A 17,897-nucleotide genomic window follows, 5' to 3' on the forward strand; every position below is an offset into this window, starting at 1 on the left:
TAGCGCCGGCCAAACACGACAGCCAGCACTGACCGACAGGCGGCCACCTACCGGGAGCAAGCGGCTGTCTGGCCCGGGCGGTGCGGCATCTTCGACTTCCCGGGGCGCGACCGCTACGCTTGTCGCACCGGGACGCCGTCCCGCCCCCCAGCGCCACTGCGTCCATGCCTGATCGCGCCAAGACACCGGAAGAACCGCTTGTCGCCCTCTGGCGCCCCCCCGCCCTGATGGGCGTGGTGCTGGCGGGTGAGGCGCTCGCCACCATCCTGGCGCTGGCGCCCACGCAGAACGGCGACCGCCTGGTGCACTTCGGCCTGGCGTCCCTGGGCATCCAGTGGGTGGCGCTGGGTACATTGTGCGCGTTGTTCCTGTTGCGCAGGACGCTGGCCAGGCTGCCGCCGCTGCGGCTGGCCTGGGTGTGCCTGGGGTTGTTCCTGGCGATGAGCCTGCTGGTTGCCGCCGCCGCCTGGAGCATCCTGCTCATGACCGGCAACGCCGAGGGTACGCGGGCGATGTTCGTGCTGCGCATGCTGGCCATGGCCGTGGTGGTGGGCCTGATCGGCCTGCTGGCCTTCCAGAACTACTGGGACGCTCGGCGGCTAGCGGTGCGCACCAAGCAGTTGGAACTCGAAGCGCTGCAGGCGCGGATCCGGCCGCACTTCCTGTTCAATACGCTCAACACCGGGGCGGCGTTGGTACACGCGCGGCCAGACGAAGCCGAGCGCGTGCTGCTGGACCTGGCTGATCTGTTCCGCAGCGCGCTGCGCGGGCCTCGGCTGATCCCGCTGGCCGAAGAGTTGGCGCTGACCCGGCGCTATCTGGAAATCGAGGCACTGCGCCTCGGGCCGCGCCTACGGCTGGCGTGGGACATCCCCGCGATATTGCCGGAAGCACTGGTGCCCTCGCTTTCGATCCAGCCGCTGGCGGAGAACGCGATCCGCCATGGCATCGAACGCCTGCCGGCGGGTGGGCAGGTAGACGTGGGCATGCGTGTCGGCGAGAACCAAGCCATCGAGATCATCATCGCCAACGACCTGCCGGCCACTGGCGAAAAGCGGGAGGGCCATGCCATCGGGCTGGCTTCCGCGCGTGAGCGGGTTCTGGCAATGACCGGCAGCCGCGGGCGGATCGACGCGGGCATGGAAAACGGGCGCTTCGTTGCGCGGGTGCATTTGCCCGCCGCGTGAGTCGGTGCCGCAGGAGGGCTTCAGCCGCGACCGTTGCTCCCGGCGCCGGCCAGGGCTGAAGCCCCTTCTACATGCGGCCTGACGTGATGTCAGGCCACCACGCGATAGCAGGGCTTGTACTCGCCGGAGATCTTCATCCGTCGCTGCTCCACGAACGCGCGCAGCAGCGCGTCCAGCGCCTGCATGATGTCGGGGTCGCCATGGATTTCGAACGGGCCGTGCGCCTCGATCCTGCGCATGCCGTCTTCCTTCACGTTGCCGGCCACGATGCCGGAGAACGCACGACGCAGGTCGGCGGCCAGCTCGTGCGGCTTGCGTCCATGGTGCAGATCCAGCCCGGCCATCAGCTCATGCGTCGGGGTGAACGGCTGCTGGAACTCCAGCGGCACGTGCATGGCCCAGTTGAAGAAGAACGAATCCTGCTGGGCGATGCGCTGCTCCTTGACCTTGCGGATGCCGGCGTCCATCCGCTTCGCGACCTTGACCGGATCGGCCACGATGATTTCGTAGAGCGATGCCGCATCGTCGCCCAGGGTCAAACGGATGAACCTGTCGATCTGCTCGAAATACGGCGCCGCGCCGGTGGGCCCGGTGAGGATCAGCGGGAAGCGCAACTGCGCGTTTTCCTCGCGCAGCAGCAGGCCGAGCAGGTACAGGATCTCCTCGGCGGTACCCACGCCGCCGGGGAACACGATGATGCCGTGGCCCATGCGGACGAAGGCCTCCAGGCGCTTCTCGATGTCCGGCATGATCACCAGGTGGTTGACGATGGGGTTCGGCGATTCCGCCGCGATGATCCCGGGCTCGGTGATGCCGATGTAGCGGGTGCGGCGGCGGCGCTGCTTGGCATGCGCGATGGTGGCACCTTTCATCGGCCCCTTCATCGCGCCCGGGCCGCAGCCGGTGCAGATGTCCAGCCCGCGCAGGCCCAGCTCGTAGCCGACCTGCTTGGTGTACTTGTATTCCTCCTGGCCGATCGAGTGGCCGCCCCAGCAGACCACCAGGTTGGGGTCGGCCGGATGCAGCACGCGCGCGTTGCGCAGCAGGCGGAACACCGCGTCGGTGATGCCGGAGGACGTGTTCAACTCCTCATCGCCGTTGAGGTCGATGGCGGTGAAGGCAATGTCGCGCACCACCGCGAACAGCAGCTCGGCCACGCCGGCGATGATGCGGTCGTCGACGAAGGCCATCGCCGGCGCATTGCTCAACTCGATGCGCACGCCGCGATCCTGCTGGCGCACCTGGATGTCGAAATCGGGGTAGAGCTCCTGCGCGGCGCGCGGATCGTCGGACGCGCTGCCCGAGGTGAGGACCGCCAGCGCGCAGCGCCGCAACAGGTCATGCAGACCACCGGCGGAAGCGTCGCGCAGGCGGGCGACTTCCTCGCGCGAGAGTACGTCCAGCGCACCGCGCGGGTAGATGTGCGTACTGACGGTCGGAAGGGTGGAAAGGGGAACGGGTACGGCCGCACCCTGCGGCAAGTTCTGGGTCGTATTCATCCAGCCACTTTAGCGCAGCGGCAGCATCACGCGCGCAAAAAAACGCCCGGGTTGGCCCGGGCGTTTCCGTCTTGCGGGAAGCTCCGATCAAATGATCAGAACTTGTACTTGAAGCCCACCTGCACCGACCACTGCGAAATACCCTGGTCGAAGCCGTCGGCATCGCCATTGGCAACGGTCGGCTCGTCGGCGAAGCGATAGTTGTACACGTACTTGCCGTTGTAGATGCCCTGCAGGGACGCCACGCGCGAATCGGCGAAGAAGCCGTAATCGAGCACGTTGCCCCAATCCTTGTTGAGCATGTTGCCGACGTTCTGGATATCCACCCAGATCTCCGACTTGTGGCCCTTGAAGAAGCCGGGCAGTTCCTGCGCCAGGCGGAGGTCGAAGGTATTCACCCAGCTCGCGCGGAAAGCATTCGTGCCGGCCACGGTGCCCCGGATCCGGTTGAGATCCTTGTTACCGGCCAACCAGTCGAAGAACGCCTTCTCCATCGCAGCATCGGGCGTAAATACGCCGCTGGTGCTCAGCGTACCGAACAGCACATCGCCCGGGCCGGTCGGCACGTAGAAGAGATCGTTGGCACTGCGGGTGTCGCCGTTGGCATCATTGACGTAGACGTAGCTGAACGGACGGCCGCTGCGACCTTCGTACACGAGGCCAACGCGGGTCTCGTAATCGCCGAAGAACTTGTGCTTCCAGTTCAGACTGCCGCTGAAGCGGTCCTTGATCTGATAGCGGGCAGTGGTCTCGACTTCGTCGTTGGTATTGAACCCGTACTGGTAGTTGAAACCGGAGCTGGCGGTGGAGCTGGTCAGCGGGCCGACTTCGGTGGCATGGGTGTAGGTATAGCCGATGTTCCAGTACCAGTCACTGTCGCGGCTCCAGGGCCTGCTCAGGCTGACCGTCAGCTGCTGGGTGCCGCCCTTGTCGGTGTTTTCGATCAGGTACACGTTGTTGAAGCGCGTGTCACGACCGAAGCGGGCATCACCCGAGGCCCAAGCCTTGCCGGTCTTCGACGGGTTCCAGTACAGCTCGCGCCCGTCCGGGCCGATCAGCGCATACGCCGGGTCCTGGCCAGGCGAGTTGATCTTGCCGATGCCGAGGCTCTTGTAGAACAGGGCGGTCTTGACCTTGGTCATCATGAGTTCGGCCGAGAACACCGTATCCATCCAGCCGGTTTCGGTATCGAACGCCAGGTTGGCCTTCCAGATCGAGGGCAGTTCGAAATCATTGCCGACGAAATTGACGTTCTGCGCACCCGCGCTGCCACCGCCCGCCGGCACCGTCTGGTTCTGGCCATCCGGGTTGAACGGGAACAGCGCGTTGTAGCTCTTGAAATCGTACGAGACGTAATTGAAGCCAGTGGTGTTGTAGCTGTTGCCGATCCACACCTGCGGGGCATCGCCCTGGAACAGACCCAGGCCACCGCGCATCTGCATCTGGCGGTCGCTGTCGAAGGTGTAGTTGAAGCCGAAGCGCGGCTGGATCAGGAAGCCGCCCCCAAAGACCTTGCTGTTGTCATAGCCGAAGTACTCGGACGCAGCCTTGTTGTAGGCCGGGTCCGGCGTCGCCGTCGGCTTGTCGCCGCGCAGACCGAAGGTGAGGGTCAGGTTGCTGTTGAGGTACCAAGTATCCTGCACGAACAGGCCGAGGTTCTTGCTGTTGTAGTTGACCGCGATGGACCCCGGCGAAGTCTCGGCGCTGAGCACGTAGGTATTCCACTTGCCGGCAGCGAAGTTATCCAGGCCCCAGAAGGTGTAGGTACCCCAGGAGTTGGCGCCGTAGTAGTTGTAGATCTTGTTGTCGCTGTAGTTGAAACCGAACTTCAGCTCGTGGTCGCCCATGGCCAGCTGGCCGGCGCCGTAAGCGTCCCAGGTTTCAGTGGTCAGCGCGTTGCCGTGCGTATTGGCCTCGGTACCCAGGTAAAGGGAATCGCCGCCCGGCTGGGCCTCGGTGCCGCCGAAATAGATGCGGATGCTCGGCGCGGTGCTGTCGGTGACGCGCAACGCGGCGTAGTCGCGGTACGAAACCTTGAACTCGGTGCTGAAATTCTCGGTCCAGTCACTGAACAGCTGACCGACGTAGCTTTCCACCGACTTCTGGTGGGTGTACCAGTACGAACTCAGCGAAACGCTGCTGCTCTGCATGCCCTGCACGCGCAGCTTGTTCTGCTCCAGCTTGCTGTAGCGAAGGCTGGCGCGATGGTTGTCGTTGATGTTCCAGTCGAGCTTGAGCGCGTACTCTTCCAGGTCGGTGTTGGCATTGCTGTCGAGGCCGCCGGCATTGATGTTGTAACCCTGCGCGATCTGCTGCGCGCGTGCGACGTCGTCCATGTCAATCATGGGGTTGGCCTTGCCCAGCGCAGTGGTGCTGAGGTCGACGCCCGGCGCCTTCTGCTCGAACTTCTCGTAGTTGGCGAAGAAGAACAGCTTGTCCTTGACGATCGGGCCGCCCAGCGTAACGCCGTAGGTCTGCTCGCTGTCGAAGCCATTGAACTCCTGGCCCACCGGATTCTTGCCGAACCAGCCCTTGTCCCGGTAAGTCCCGTACAGCGAGCCATGGAACTCATTGGTGCCCGACTTGGTCACCGCGTTCACGGTCGCGCCCGAAGCCGACGGGGTGCTCACGTCGTAGCCCGACAGCTTGATGTCGATGGCCTCAATGGCCTCCATCGACACCGGCTGGCGGCGGGTGGTCATGTTGTTGCCTTCCAGACCAAAGGTATCGCTTGCCGACACGCCGTCGATGGAAATCGAGTTGTAGCGCGGGTTCTGACCGCCGGCGGAGATCGCGCCGGAAGCCCGGTCGATGAAGGTCACGCGCGGATCCAGACGCATGAAGTCCTGAATGTTGCCCCCGATGGAGGGCAGCGACTCGATGGCAATCTGGTCCACGTTGGTGCCAGTGCCCATCTTGGTCGCACTGAAGACCTCCGAACCACCTGCAAAGCCCATGACCTGCACACTGTCGAGCGTGGTGACGCTATTGTTGAGCTGGGCATTGATCGTATTGATCTGGTTCAGGCCCAGATAGACATTGTCCTCGGTCTTGCTACCCTCGCCCGCCTTGGTGACGACGATGGTGTACGGGCCGCCCACGCGCAGGCCGCGGGCGTTGTAGCGGCCGCTGGCATCGGTGGTGGCGCGACTGACCGTGCCCGACTCGACGTGGGTGATGGTGATTTCGGCGCCAGCCACCGGCTGGCCGCCGGTACCGACCACCTGGCCGCCGACGCCGGCGGAGGTGCTCTGAGCAAAAACGGGAGCCGCAGCGAGCGCGACCATCAGGCCCAGCGACAGCTTGGACAGCCGGGCGCGGTTCGGATGCTTCATGGTATGACCTCTAAGGATAGAGAAATGACGACGGGCAATGAACGGCAGATGCCGGCACGCCCGTCAGGCGACGGTTGTCGGCATTTTCGTGGGGCTCCCGCCACCGTACTGCGGCGCACGGGATTACCAAAGTTTAACACGGTAGCCGGAGCGGATGACCGCGGCATGACAGGCGCGTGACGGCCGTCACCGGCCGGCGGGCAGCTCAGGCGGTAGCGCGCAGGTAGGAGGCGATGCCGTCCAGCAGCATCTGCACCGAGATGGCCACGATCACCATGCCCATCAGGCGCTCGACGGCGGTCAGCACGCGCGTTCCCAGCAGCTTTTTGAGCCAGGTGGCGGAAAACAGGATGGCCGCGGTTGCGCCCCAGGCCAACACCAGCGCCAGCATCCAGTCGCCCATGCGGTCGGGCTCCTGGCTGCCCAGCAGCATCACCGCTGCCATGCCGGAGGGGCCGGCGATCATCGGGATCGCCAGCGGGACGATGAAGGGCTCACCGCCCGGCACGTCCCCCATCACCCCGTCGGCGGTCGGGAAGATCATCCGCAGGCCGATCAGGAACAGCACGATGCCGCCGGCGATGGAAACCGACTCCTGCCGCAGGTGCATCAGCTCCAGCGCGTATTGGCCACCCCACAGGAACAGCATCAGCACGGCCAGCGCGATCAGCAGCTCGCGGGCCAGCACCTTGCGCTGGCGCGCCGGCGGCAGGCCCTTGAGCACGCTCAGGAACACCGGGATGTTGCCCAGCGGATCGAGGATGAAGAACAGCAGCAGGGCGGCGGCGGCGACGGTCATCGGCGGATTCTCGCATGCGGGCGACGGCGGGGATATTGTGCGGATGGGCGCCGGGCCCGCCCGCGGTGGCGCATCCGGCCATGGCGCTCGCGTGCGTCAGCGCAATGCGGAGCGTCGGTTCCGCGGCTACCGTGCGCAGGCGTCGCGGATCGTACCCCGCCAAGCCGCACCTGCCGCCGACAGCAGTTCCACGCAGGCATCGGCGTAGTCCGCTGCGGGGCGCGCCTTGAGATCGGCATTGGCCTGGTAGGCCTTGGCGCGCAGGTTGGTGCGCATGGGGCCCGGCTGCAGGCCGCTGATGCGCGGGCCGTGCTCCCCCAGTTCCGCCTGCAGCATGCGGACCAGCGCCGCCTGCCCGGCTTGGGCGATACCATAGCCGCCCCAGAACGCGCCGCCACTGCGGGCCGGGTCGTCCAGCACGAACACCGCCGCGCCGGCGTCGGACTTCGCCAACAACGGCAGGCAGGCCTGGGTGAGCCACCAGCGCGCGGTCAGGTCGACGTGGATCGCGCGGGCGAAATCGGCCGGATCGGTGTGCGACAGCGGGGTCAGGCCCTTGAACTCGGCGGCGCAGTGCAGCAGGCCATCGAGGCGGCCGAACTCACCGTCGATGGCCTGGCCCAGCTGGTCGAAATCGTCGGGCGAGGCGCCCTCCAGGTCCAGCGGATACAGGATGGGCTCCGCGCCAACCGCTTTCACCGCGTCGTACAACCGGTTCAGCGGTGCCAGCTTGCGCCCCAGCAGCACCAGCGTGGCGCCGGCCTTCGCGCAGGCCAGGGACGCGGCTGCCCCCAGGCCGCCGGCGGCGCCCGCGACGAGGACGACGCGGCCACCCAGGGCCAACTCCTGCGCTACGTCCGCCATGCTCACGCCTTCCGCGCGTCGGCGACCAGGCGCGCCAGTTCGCCGGACTCGGCCAACTCCACGGTGATGTCGCAGCCACCGATCAGCTCGCCGTTGATGAACAGCTGCGGGAAGGTCGGCCAGTCGGAAAAACGCGGCAGGTTGGCGCGGATCTCGGGCTCCTCCAGCACGTTGACGGTATGCAGATCGGTGGCCCCGGCGGCCTTCAGCGCCTGCACAGCGCGGCTGGAAAACCCGCACATCGGGAACAGCGCGGTGCCCTTCATGAACAGCACGACGGGATGACCTTCGATCTCGGCGCGGATGCGCTCTTCCACGGACGACATTGGCAAAACTCCTGCAACGGTGTGGCCCGCGCGCTTCACCGCGCGGCAACGGACGGGGGGATACAATCGTTGATTGTAATTGTTCGCGCGGCCCCGGCCGCATCCCCACCCGTCATGCATCAGGAGCCTTCCGTGGCCATCGAACTGCCCGCCCTGCCCTACGACCGCACCGCACTCGAGCCGCACATCTCGGCCGAGACCATCGACTTCCACTACGGCAAGCACCACCAGGCCTATGTGACCAACCTCAACAACATGATCGCCGGCACCGAGTTCGCCGACATGTCGCTGGAGGAGATCATCCGCAAGTCGCAGGGCGGCATGTTCAACAACGCCGCGCAGGTGTGGAACCACACGTTCTACTGGAACTGCCTGAAGCCGGCCGGCGGCGGCGCCCCGGAAGGCAAGCTGGGCGAGGCCATCAACGCTGCGTTCGGCAGCTTCGAGGCGTTCAAGGAGGCCTTCACCAAGACCGCCATCGGCACCTTCGGCTCCGGTTGGGCCTGGCTGGTGCAGCGCCCGGACGGCGCGCTGGCGCTGGTGAGCACGCCGAATGCGGCCACGCCGCTGACCGGCGAAGACACCCCGCTACTGACCTGCGACGTGTGGGAACACGCCTACTACATCGACTACCGCAACGCCCGCCCGAAGTATGTGGAGGCGTTCTGGAACCTGGTGAACTGGGACTTCGTCGCGGCGCAGATGAAGTAAGCCGCGGGATTCTTCGATGCGGAAACGGCCGGAGCGATCCGGCCGTTTCCGTTTGCGGCATCTTCTGGCAGGCGCACCGCAGGGCGTGAACGCTTTCGCGGCATCACGCAAAAGCATCGCGCCCCTGCGCTGCGCCTACAGCAGCCTCGCAATGACCGGGGCGACCTGCGACTGGCGGCCCAGCGCATCGCCGACGCGTCGCAGCGCTTCGGCAAGCGCCTGCGGCGACTCGGCGCGCAGCGTTGCGTGGCCGACCTTGCGGCCTTCGCGCGGCGCCTTGCCGTAGTCGTGCCAGTGGCCGCCGGGCTCGCGCAGCACCGGGCCGGGATCCGGCATCTCGCCCAGCCAATTGAGCATGCAGGCGTGGCCGACCATGCGGGTATCGCCCAGCGGCATCCCCAGCACCGCCCGCAGGTGGTTCTGGAACTGGCTGGTTTCGCTGCCCTCGATGGTCCAGTGGCCGGAGTTGTGCACGCGCGGGGCCATTTCGTTGGCAAGTAATTCGCCATCACGGCAGAACAGCTCCAGCGCGAACACGCCCACGTAGTCGAGCGCTTCCGCCAACCTGCGGGCATGGGAAAGCGCGGTGTCCCGTAATGCGTCATCGACCTGCGCCGGGGCCAGGCTGGCCGACAGCACGCCCTCGACATGCCAGTTCTCGGTCAGCGGCCAGGCGCGGAACTCGCCGTCGCGGCCGCGCACGGCGACCACCGACAGCTCGCGCTGGAAGGCGACGAAGCCTTCCAGGATCAGCCCGACCTTCGCGGCCTGCGCGCCCAGCGCATCCCACGCGGCATCCACATCGCCCGGCGCCTTGATCCGGAACTGGCCCTTGCCGTCATAACCCAGCCGACGGGTCTTGAGGATGCACGGCGTGCCAATCTGCGCCACCGCCGACTGCAACTGCTCGCGGGTGTCGATGGCCGCAAACGGCGGCACCGGGATGCCCTGCTCGCGGAACAGGGTCTTCTCGGCAAGCCGGTCCTGCGCGGTGGCCAGCGCGCGCGGATTCGGGAACACCGGTACCCGCGCGGTCAACCACTGCGCCGATTCGGCCGGCACGTTCTCGAAGTCGAAGGTCGCCACGTCCACGCGGGCGGCGAACTCCTCCAACGCAGCCTGGTCGGTGTAGTCGCCCACCACCATCGGCGCGAACTGGCCGGCGCAGGCATCGGCCACCGTGTCCAGCACGAGGAAGCGCAGGCCCAGCGGCGCACCGGACAGCGCCATCATCCGCGCCAGCTGGCCGCCACCGAGGATGCCGACGGTGGTCATCGCGCGCGGCTCGCTCATTGGCGCGGGTCGTCGTGGGCCACGACGTCCTCGGTCTGCCGGGCGCGGAACGCGGCCAGCGCATCGGCGATCCGCGGATGGTCGCTGGCCAGCACCGCCGCCGCGAACAGCGCAGCATTGGCCGCCCCGGCATTGCCGATCGCGAAAGTGGCCACCGGGATACCGGCCGGCATCTGCACGATCGACAGCAGCGAATCCATGCCGTTCAACGCCTTGCTCTGCACCGGCACGCCCAGCACCGGCACCGCGGTCTTGGAGGCCAGCATGCCCGGCAGGTGGGCGGCCCCGCCGGCACCGGCGATGATGGCGCGCAGGCCGCGCGCCGCGGCGGATTCCGCGTATGAGAACAGCACGTCTGGGGTGCGGTGGGCGGAGACCACGCGCACCTCATGCGGCACGCCAAGCGCCTCCAGCCGCGAGGCGGCGTGCTGCATCGTCTCCCAGTCGGAGCGCGATCCCATGACGAGGCCGACCAGCGGTGCGGCGTTGTTGGCAGCGGACATGACAATCCCCGGTCGCTAAAGACGTATTCTAACGGTCCCCGTTTCCCGTTGCCTCTGCCGATGGATCGCAAGCTGCTCGACATCCTGGTCTGCCCCGCCACCCGCCAGCCCCTGGCCCTGCTGGATGCCGAGGGCCTGGCCGCGCTCAATCGCGCGATAGCGGCCGGCGGCTTGCAGCGCGGCGACGGCAGCCCGCAGCTGGAGCCGCTGCGCGCCGCGCTGCTGACCCGCGACCGCAAGACGGTCTACCGCATCGACGATGGCATCCCCGTGCTGCTGGCCGAGGAGGCACTGGCCACCGCGCAGGTCCCGGACTTCCCCACCGCATGAGCAACGCGCGCTGCACGCCTCCGCCAGCGGACGTGGTGGCCGCCAACGTGGCCGCGGCGCTGGCGGAGGACATCGGTCCCGGCGATGCCACGGCGTCCCTGCTGGACGACGCGCCCGACCGCGCCTACCTGCTGTGCAAGGAAGACTGCGTGGTCGCCGGCAGGCCGTGGTTCGACGCCTGCCACCGCGCGCTGGACCCGGGCGTGCGCATCGATTGGCGCTGCGAGGAAGGCGAGCGCATCGGCAAGGGCACGGTCATCGCCACGCTGGAAGGCCGCAACCGGGCGCTGGTCAGCGCCGAGCGCGCATCGCTGAACTTCCTGCAGACCCTCAGCGGCACCGCCACGATCACCGCCCGCTACGTGGACGCGGTTCGCGGCACCGGCGCGGCGATCCTGGACACCCGCAAGACCCTGCCCGGCCTGCGCGTGGCGCAGAAGTACGCGGTGCGTGCGGGCGGCGGCATGAACCACCGGATGGCGCTGTTCGACGCGGTGATGCTGAAGGAAAACCACGTCCGCGCGTTCGGTTCTGTTGCCGCGGCGATCGCGCGCGCGCGCGCGCTTCATCCCGCGCTGCCGCTGATCGTCGAGGTGGAGACACTGGACGAATTACGCGAGGCGCTGGACACGGGCTGCACCCGCGTGCTGATCGACGACTTCGATGCCGGGGCGCGACGCGAAGCGGTGCGGATCGCCAAGGGAGCGCCCTACCATGGCCGCATCCCGCTGGAAGTCTCCGGCGGCGTGGACCTGACCACCCTGCGCGGCATCGCCGACGATGGCGTGGACTGCATCTCGATCGGCGCGCTGACCAAGCACGTCCATGCCATCGACTTCTCGCTGAAGCTCGGCCCGCCGCCAAGCGCCGCGTGACTCAGCGCGACAGCCAATAGGCCAGGCCGGCCGCCACCAGCAGCGCGGCCGCCAGCCACTGCCAGCGGCTGGAAGCGGGCGCGCCTTCTGCCTTCGTTCGCACCTGCTGGCCCGGCACCAGCAACTGGAACCGCTGGGTGTCGAAGCGGATCTCATCGCCATGCACGGCCTGCGCGCGGGTGATGCGCTTGCCGTTGAGCCAGGTCCCGTTGGCCGAACCGAGATCCTCGAGCAGCACTTCGTCGCCTGCCGGCGTCAGCCGCGCATGCTGCCGCGAAACGCTGTCCAGGGGGATGCGCAGGCCGGCGTCCTGGGCGCGTCCGACGGTGAGGCTGGCCTGCAGCGGAAAGCTGCGGCCGAAGTGGTCGCCCGACAGTCCGCGCAGGACGAATCTGGGAGTGACGGGCCGCACCATCGTGGCATTGCGGATTCCCGCATCGGCGTCGCGCGCGCCGGGCGTCGGGACCGCCCGCTCTGGCGCAGCGTCCATCAGGCGGATGCGGAGGTCGGCCAAGCCCAGGGTGTCGCCGGGCCGCAGCGCGATCAGGCCATCGACGGGGCGCTCGTTGACCAGCACCCGGCGGCCGGCGGGCACGCGCATCTGCACGCCCTGCGCCCCCACCTGCAGTTCGCAGTGCAGCGGCTCGATTCCGTCGGAATCGACGATCACGTCGGCGCCGGGTGCGGAGCCGAGCCTGTACAAGCGCTGTGCCAGCGGCACCTGCGGGCGGTCCCCGTCGGGAAATACCAGTTTCATCATCGTCCGGGAACCTGTTCCATCCATGCCGAGGCGCTTGCGCTTGTGTCCGGGTGCCACCACATTATCGCCATGCCGACCTTACTGATTCTAATGATTGCGGGCGTCACGGCGTTCTTCATGTTCACCGCCGCGCGTGCCGCCGCCGAACGCGCGGCCGAGATCGGCCGCGATGCCTGCGCCGCCGCCGGCGTGCAGTGGCTGGACCAATCGGTGCATGCCAGCGGCCTGCGCCTGCGCCGCAGGGACGACGGTTGGCTAGGGCTCGAACGCAGCTTCCATTTCGAGTACTCCGAGGATGGCCAGGACCGCCACATCGGCCGGGTGGTGCTGCTGGGCGGCAAGCTGGTGGGCTTCAGCGGCCCGACCCGGGCGGCGCAGTCGGTGGTGCGCGGGCTTACCCACTAGCCTCACCCCGCCACCTGCGCGGAGCCGGGATTGCCGCCGCAGTGCGGCGGCTCGCTTACTTGACGATGCGCAGGTGCGCGCCGCGTTTGGGCGGATCGGCCTCCGGCGGGGTCTCGCCGCCCTCGTCCTGGACCGCAGACGCCGCCTCATCGACGGGGGCATCGGCCTCGCCCGGTGCATCCACCTGCAGGTCGGGCGGCAGCGCCATGCCCTGGCCGGTCTCGCGGGCATACACGGCGATCACCGCGGCCATCGGCACCACCACAGACTGGCTGACGCCCCCGAAACGCGCGGAGAAGCGCAGCGCATCGTTGTCCATCTGCAGCTTGCCCACCGCCCGGTCGGCGATATTGAGCACTACCTGCCCGTCCTTGACGGTGTGCGCGGGCACGCGCACGCCGGGCATGCGCGCGTCCACCAGCACGTGCGGGGTCATGCCGTTGTCGGCGATCCACTCGTACAGCGCGCGCAGCAGGTACGGGCGCTGGCTGGACATCGGCGGCAGGACCGGCTCGCCCATCAGAGCGACAGCTCGCGCAGGTTCTTTTCCTGATCGGTGAGGCTGCGCACGAAGCCGGGGTTACGGAAGATGCGATTGCCGTATTCCTCGATCACCTTGCCGTCCTTCGGCAGCGGCACGCCCAGCGCCTCCAGGCGCCAGATGATCGGCGCCATCGCGCAGTCGGCCAGGCTCATCTCGCCGTTGAGGAAGAACTTGTAGGCCTTGAACAGCGGCACCGACTGCGCCAGCAGTTCCTTCAGGCGCTTGCGGCCGGCCTCGGCCTGCTGCTTGTTGCCCAGCTGGATGGCCTGCACCTGCGGCACCCAGTCGTGCTCGATCCGCAGCATGGCAAGGCGCAGGCGGGCGCGTGCCAGCGGCTCCACCGGCATCAGCGGCGGATGCGGATAGCGTTCGTCGAGGTATTCGCTCACCACGCTTGCCGCGTACAGGACCAGGTCGCGCTCGACCAGGGTCGGCACCGAGTGGTACGGATTCAGGTCGATCAGGTCCTCAGGCGGGCTCTGCGGATCGACGGGAATGAGGTCGTAGGTCACGCCCTTGGCGGCCAGCACCAGCCGGACGCGGTGGCAAAGGACATCGTCGACAGCGGAAAACAGGGTCAAGGCATTACGCATGCGCGGACTCACAGCCATCATCAGGACCACTCCCGCGCCCGGCCGTTGCCGGACGCACCTGCGCCGCCCGCACGATGCGGGCGGCCGTCAAGCTTCGTTCCCCATGGCGGGCGTCCCTGCCATCAGCAGCCGCCCCGTCAGTGAACGTCCCGCCAGTATTCCTGCTTCAGCAGCCAGGCGATGAAGGCGAAGAAGACCAGGAACAGGATCGCCCACACGCCGACGTTCTGCCGCTTCAGCGCCACCGGCTCGCCCACGTATTCGAGGAAAGCGGTGATGTCGCGCACGGTGCGGTCGAACTGCTGGGCGTTCTCGCTGCCGGGCTGGCTGATGGTGAACCCCTCGACCGGCATTTCGCCGGAAGCATCCTTTTTGCCGTACACCGGCTGCTGCACGCCCTGCAGCTCCCAAAGCGGGTTCGGCATCGAGGCATTGGCGAACAGGGTGTTGTTCCAGCCCACCGGACGGGTTTCGTCCAGGTAGAAGGACTTCAGGTAGGTGTACACCCAGTCGCTGGTGCGGACCCGCGCGATCAGGCTCAGGTCCGGCGGCGCCTTGCCGAACGCGGCCACGCCCATTTCCGGCGTCATCGCGGAGATGACGTGGTCGCCGATCTTGCCGCCGCTGAAGTTGAGGTTGGCCATCACGTCCTCTTCGGACAGGCCAAGGTCTTCGGCGATGCGTGCGTAGCGGATGTACTTCAGCGAATGGCAGCTGCCGCAGTAGTTCATGTACAGCGCCGCGCCGCGCTGCAGCGAGGCCTTGTCGTTCAGGTCGACGCCGGACTGCTGCAGGTTGCCGCCGCCGGCCGCGAACGCAGCGGCGCTGATCAGGATGCCGGCGGCGAACACCGCCGCGCGGGTCAGGAAGTTCTTAGTCATGCATCGTCACCCGGTCAGGCACCGGCTTGGTCTTGTCCAGCTTGGACCAGACCGGCATGGTGATGAAGAAAGCGAAGTAGAGGATGGTCAACACGCGGCCGATGATGGCCTCCACCGGGTCGGTACCCGGACCGGCGCCGATCTTGGCCAGCCACAGGAAGCTGACCGCGAACATCAGCAGCATGCTCCAGCTGATCCAGCCGCGGTAGCGGTAGGACTTGACCGGCGAACGGTCCAGCCACGGCAGCAGGAACAGCATCACGATCGCGCCGAACATCACCAGCACGCCCCACAGCTTGATGCCGAAGAACGAGGGCACCACGCGCAACATCGCGTAGTACGGGGTGAAGTACCAGACCGGCTTGATGTGCGATGGCGTGACCAGCGGGTTGGCCTCGGTGAAGTTGTCGTGCTCGAGGAACCAGCCGCCGAAGGTCGGGGCGAAGAAGATCACGAACGCGGCGATGAGCAGGAAGCAGCCGATGTAGAACAGGTCCTTCACCGTGTAGTACGGATGGAAGGGAATGCCGTCGGTGGGCGCCTTCTCGGACCAGCGGTTGCCCTTGGGGCCCTTCTTGATCTCGACGCCGTCGGGGTTGTTGGAGCCCACTTCGTGCAGGGCGAAGATGTGCAGCACCACCAGCAGCAGCAGCACCAGCGGCATCGCGATCACGTGCAGGGCGAAGAAGCGGTTCAGCGTCGCGTCGCCCGGGTTGTAGTCGCCCATGATCCATTCGGTCAGGCCGCCGCCGATCACCGGGATGGCGCCGAACAGCGAGATGATCACCTTGGCGCCCCAGTAGGACATCTGGCCCCAGGGCAGCACGTAGCCCATGAAGGCCTCGGCCATCAGCACCAGGTAGATCACCATGCCCAGCAGCCAGACCAGTTCGCGCGGCTTGCGGTAACTGCCGTACATCAGCCCGCGGAACATGTGCAGGTAGACCACGACGAAGAACAGCGACGCGCCGGTGCTGTGCATGTAGCGGATCAGCCAGCCCCACTCCACGTCGCGCATGATGTATTCGACCGAGCTGAAGGCTTCCGCCGCGCTCGGCTTGAAATGCATCGTCAGGAAGATGCCGGTCAGGATCTGGTTGACCAGCACCACCATCGACAGCACGCCGAAGATGTACCAGATGTTGAAGTTCTTCGGCGCGTAGTACTCCGACATGTGCTTGCGGTAGACCGGCATCATGCCGGGGGCGCGCTCATTGACCCAGTCCATCACGCCGTTGGCGGCGTTGGTGGCGGCCTGCACGATCTTGTTCGTCATGGTTACGCGGCTCCCTTCGGATCAACACCGATGACCAGGGTGCTGTCGTTCTCGAAGTGGTAGGGCGGCACCGGCAGGTTGGACGGTGCCGGCTGCGACTTGTACACGCGACCGGCAAGGTCGTAGCGAGACTTGTGGCAGGGGCAGAAGTAGCCGCCCTTCCAGTCGGGGTCGAACGGCTGCGGCTTGACCTCGGCGTGCAGTTCCGGCGCGCAGCCCAGATGGGTGCAGACGCCCACCAGCACCAGGATCTCCGGCTTGATCGAGCGCCAGGTGTTCTTGGCGTACTCCGGCTGCTGGTCGGCGTTGTCCGACTTCGGGTCGGCCACCAGCGCATCCATCTGCGGCAGGATGTCCAGCATCGCCTTGGAACGGCGCGCGATGAAAATCGGCTGGCCGCGCCAGTTGATGACCAGCTGCTGGCCCTCCTCGAGCGCGCCGATGTCCTGGGACACGGGGGCGCCCGCGAAGCGCGCGCGCGCGCTGGGGCTCCACGACTTGATGAACGGCACCGCCGCAAAGCCGGCGCCCACCGCTCCCACCACCGCGGTCGTCGCGGTGAGGAACCGGCGCCGGCCGGTGTTGACCTCTTCGTTGGCCATCCCGCACTCCGAAAGAAAATTGCACGAAAACACGCTGCGGCTGGTCGGCGCGAACGCTGGCCGGACGCAAAAGACAGGGAAGTGTAACGGAACGCTTAACGAGCCGACAATCCGCCCCGCAGTGGCGAGGCCACCGGATTGAGCACGCCGCGATAGCGCTCGGCCAGCACGGCCACCCGCTGCACGTAGCGCTGGGTCTCGTTGTACGGGGGCACGCCGCCGTACTTGTCCACCGCGCCCTCGCCCGCGTTGTAACCGGCGGCGGCCAGGGTCAGGTTGCCGTTGAAACGCTTCAGCAGCCAGGCCAGGTACCGCACCCCGCCGCGGATGTTCTGCGCGGCATCGAATGCGTTGGTCACACCGAAACGGCTGGCCGTGGCCGGCATCAGCTGCATCAGCCCCTGCGCCCCTACCCGCGACAGCGCGCGCGGGTTGAACGCCGACTCGGCGTGGATGATGGCGCGCACGATGGCCTCGTCGACCCCATGCTGGCGGGCGGCGGCGCGGATCTCGTCCTGATAGGCGACGGTATTCAGCCGCAGGGTGCGGAAGTTCAGCCCCGGCATCGCGCCGCAGGCGTAGCACTTCTCGATGTAGCTGTAGTTGATGGTGTGCACCGAGCCGGCAGGCATGCCTGCCGGCCTTGCACTGGTGTAATTGCGAACGCCCTCGGCATCCACGAAGGAATACACCTGTCCGCGCACCACTTTCGGCGCGGAAGCGGATGCGGCAGGCGCCCTGGCGGCAGCTGCGACCGGCTCCGCCTTCGGCGCGAGGGTGTCCAGGCTTGGGGCGGCGGCAACGGTGGGCTTGGGGACCACCCGGGTTTTCGGGGCGCGGCCGGCGCGATAACTGCCCACCAGCTTGCACTGGGCGCCCGGCAGCCGCTTGCTGACATAGCTGTCCACGCCGTCAGCGCCGGCGCACTTGTAGATGCCGCCAGCAAGCGCCGGCAGAGGCAGCGCAAGCAGCGCGCCCAGCAGCAGAGAAACGAGCCATCCCCTCATGGGCGGCAAGTCTCCACGCATCGACGGACGTTGGCAAGTCCATGATTTTAAAGGTTCATCTCCCAACTCCGGGGAATGCGGCGCGGATCTTGAGGAAGAAGTAGGTG

19 protein-coding genes are annotated in these 17,897 nt (G+C 67.1%); 5 read left to right on the forward strand and 14 right to left on the reverse strand.

Features of this window, described 5'->3' with window-relative positions:
* The first annotated feature begins 164 nt into the window (after window positions 1-164).
* Window positions 165-1,187, forward strand: coding sequence for a histidine kinase (locus SPK54_RS11455; RefSeq protein ID WP_330948032.1), 1,023 nt, complete (start codon window positions 165-167; stop codon window positions 1,185-1,187).
* A gap of 89 nt (window positions 1,188-1,276) precedes the next feature.
* On the opposite strand, the gene ppnN is transcribed toward SPK54_RS11455, so the two are convergent.
* The 5 genes from ppnN to grxD form a co-directional block, all read right to left on the reverse strand.
* Entirely contained in the window at window positions 1,277-2,686 is a 1,410-nt protein-coding gene (gene ppnN / locus SPK54_RS11460) for a nucleotide 5'-monophosphate nucleosidase PpnN (protein ID WP_330948033.1), read from the reverse strand.
* Window positions 2,687-2,781: 95 nt separating this feature from the next.
* The gene (locus tag SPK54_RS11465) at window positions 2,782-6,021 is read right to left on the reverse strand and encodes a carboxypeptidase regulatory-like domain-containing protein (RefSeq protein WP_330948034.1); all 3,240 of its coding nucleotides are present in this window, start codon (window positions 6,019-6,021) and stop codon (window positions 2,782-2,784) included.
* A 205-nt stretch (window positions 6,022-6,226) separates the two neighbouring features.
* Window positions 6,227-6,820, reverse strand: a complete 594-nt coding sequence (locus tag SPK54_RS11470; protein ID WP_330948035.1) for a YhgN family NAAT transporter — start codon at window positions 6,818-6,820, stop codon at window positions 6,227-6,229.
* 126 nt (window positions 6,821-6,946) lie between these two features.
* The gene (locus SPK54_RS11475) at window positions 6,947-7,684 is read right to left on the reverse strand and encodes an SDR family NAD(P)-dependent oxidoreductase (protein WP_330948036.1); all 738 of its coding nucleotides are present in this window, start codon (window positions 7,682-7,684) and stop codon (window positions 6,947-6,949) included.
* Window positions 7,685-7,686: 2 nt separating this feature from the next.
* Window positions 7,687-8,010: a Grx4 family monothiol glutaredoxin gene (grxD, locus tag SPK54_RS11480; RefSeq protein WP_330948037.1), complete on the reverse strand. Its 324-nt coding sequence runs from the start codon at window positions 8,008-8,010 to the stop codon at window positions 7,687-7,689.
* A gap of 132 nt (window positions 8,011-8,142) precedes the next feature.
* On the opposite strand from grxD, the gene SPK54_RS11485 reads away from it, so the two are divergent.
* A complete protein-coding gene (locus SPK54_RS11485) occupies window positions 8,143-8,721 on the forward strand; it encodes a Fe-Mn family superoxide dismutase (protein ID WP_330948038.1) in 579 nt (192 codons plus the stop codon).
* Window positions 8,722-8,856: 135 nt separating this feature from the next.
* Here SPK54_RS11485 and SPK54_RS11490 read toward each other — a convergent pair whose 3' ends face one another.
* Together SPK54_RS11490 and purE are read right to left on the reverse strand one after the other, a co-directional pair.
* Window positions 8,857-9,996 (reverse strand): 5-(carboxyamino)imidazole ribonucleotide synthase, encoded by a 1,140-nt coding sequence (locus SPK54_RS11490; RefSeq protein ID WP_330948049.1) that lies wholly within the window; start codon window positions 9,994-9,996, stop codon window positions 8,857-8,859.
* A 14-nt stretch (window positions 9,997-10,010) separates the two neighbouring features.
* Window positions 10,011-10,517: a 5-(carboxyamino)imidazole ribonucleotide mutase gene (gene purE / locus SPK54_RS11495; protein WP_330948039.1), complete on the reverse strand. Its 507-nt coding sequence runs from the start codon at window positions 10,515-10,517 to the stop codon at window positions 10,011-10,013.
* Window positions 10,518-10,577: 60 nt separating this feature from the next.
* Between purE and SPK54_RS11500 the strand changes: the two genes are divergently transcribed.
* A complete protein-coding gene (locus SPK54_RS11500) occupies window positions 10,578-10,847 on the forward strand; it encodes a Trm112 family protein (protein WP_330948040.1) in 270 nt (89 codons plus the stop codon).
* Window positions 10,844-11,722, forward strand: a complete 879-nt coding sequence (gene nadC, locus SPK54_RS11505; protein ID WP_330948041.1) for a carboxylating nicotinate-nucleotide diphosphorylase — start codon at window positions 10,844-10,846, stop codon at window positions 11,720-11,722. Before SPK54_RS11500 ends, nadC begins: the two co-directional genes overlap by 4 nt.
* 1 nt (window position 11,723) lies before the next feature.
* Here the strand turns inward: nadC and SPK54_RS11510 are convergent, their stop codons facing one another.
* Window positions 11,724-12,479, reverse strand: a complete 756-nt coding sequence (locus tag SPK54_RS11510; protein ID WP_330948042.1) for an FHA domain-containing protein — start codon at window positions 12,477-12,479, stop codon at window positions 11,724-11,726.
* A 72-nt stretch (window positions 12,480-12,551) separates the two neighbouring features.
* On the opposite strand from SPK54_RS11510, the gene SPK54_RS11515 reads away from it, so the two are divergent.
* Entirely contained in the window at window positions 12,552-12,887 is a 336-nt protein-coding gene (locus SPK54_RS11515) for a DUF3301 domain-containing protein (RefSeq protein ID WP_330948043.1), read from the forward strand.
* 55 nt (window positions 12,888-12,942) lie between these two features.
* On the opposite strand, the gene SPK54_RS11520 is transcribed toward SPK54_RS11515, so the two are convergent.
* The 6 genes from SPK54_RS11520 to SPK54_RS11545 form a co-directional block, all read right to left on the reverse strand.
* Complete coding sequence (locus tag SPK54_RS11520; protein ID WP_330948044.1) at window positions 12,943-13,407, reverse strand: ClpXP protease specificity-enhancing factor; 465 nt, start codon at window positions 13,405-13,407, stop codon at window positions 12,943-12,945.
* The gene (locus tag SPK54_RS11525) at window positions 13,407-14,042 is read right to left on the reverse strand and encodes a glutathione S-transferase N-terminal domain-containing protein (protein ID WP_190282322.1); all 636 of its coding nucleotides are present in this window, start codon (window positions 14,040-14,042) and stop codon (window positions 13,407-13,409) included. Before SPK54_RS11525 ends, SPK54_RS11520 begins: the two co-directional genes overlap by 1 nt.
* A 119-nt stretch (window positions 14,043-14,161) precedes the next feature.
* Window positions 14,162-14,905 (reverse strand): cytochrome c1, encoded by a 744-nt coding sequence (locus tag SPK54_RS11530; protein ID WP_330948045.1) that lies wholly within the window; start codon window positions 14,903-14,905, stop codon window positions 14,162-14,164.
* Complete coding sequence (locus SPK54_RS11535; protein WP_330948046.1) at window positions 14,898-16,181, reverse strand: cytochrome bc complex cytochrome b subunit; 1,284 nt, start codon at window positions 16,179-16,181, stop codon at window positions 14,898-14,900. Before SPK54_RS11535 ends, SPK54_RS11530 begins: the two co-directional genes overlap by 8 nt.
* 2 nt (window positions 16,182-16,183) lie before the next feature.
* The gene (petA, locus tag SPK54_RS11540; RefSeq protein WP_330948047.1) at window positions 16,184-16,783 is read right to left on the reverse strand and encodes a ubiquinol-cytochrome c reductase iron-sulfur subunit; all 600 of its coding nucleotides are present in this window, start codon (window positions 16,781-16,783) and stop codon (window positions 16,184-16,186) included.
* Between the two features lie 95 nt (window positions 16,784-16,878).
* Window positions 16,879-17,790 (reverse strand): lytic transglycosylase domain-containing protein, encoded by a 912-nt coding sequence (locus tag SPK54_RS11545; protein ID WP_330948048.1) that lies wholly within the window; start codon window positions 17,788-17,790, stop codon window positions 16,879-16,881.
* Between the last annotated feature and the right edge of the window lie 107 nt (window positions 17,791-17,897).

The organism is Thermomonas sp. LB-4 (genome assembly GCF_036409385.1).
Classification (GTDB): domain Bacteria; phylum Pseudomonadota; class Gammaproteobacteria; order Xanthomonadales; family Xanthomonadaceae; genus Thermomonas.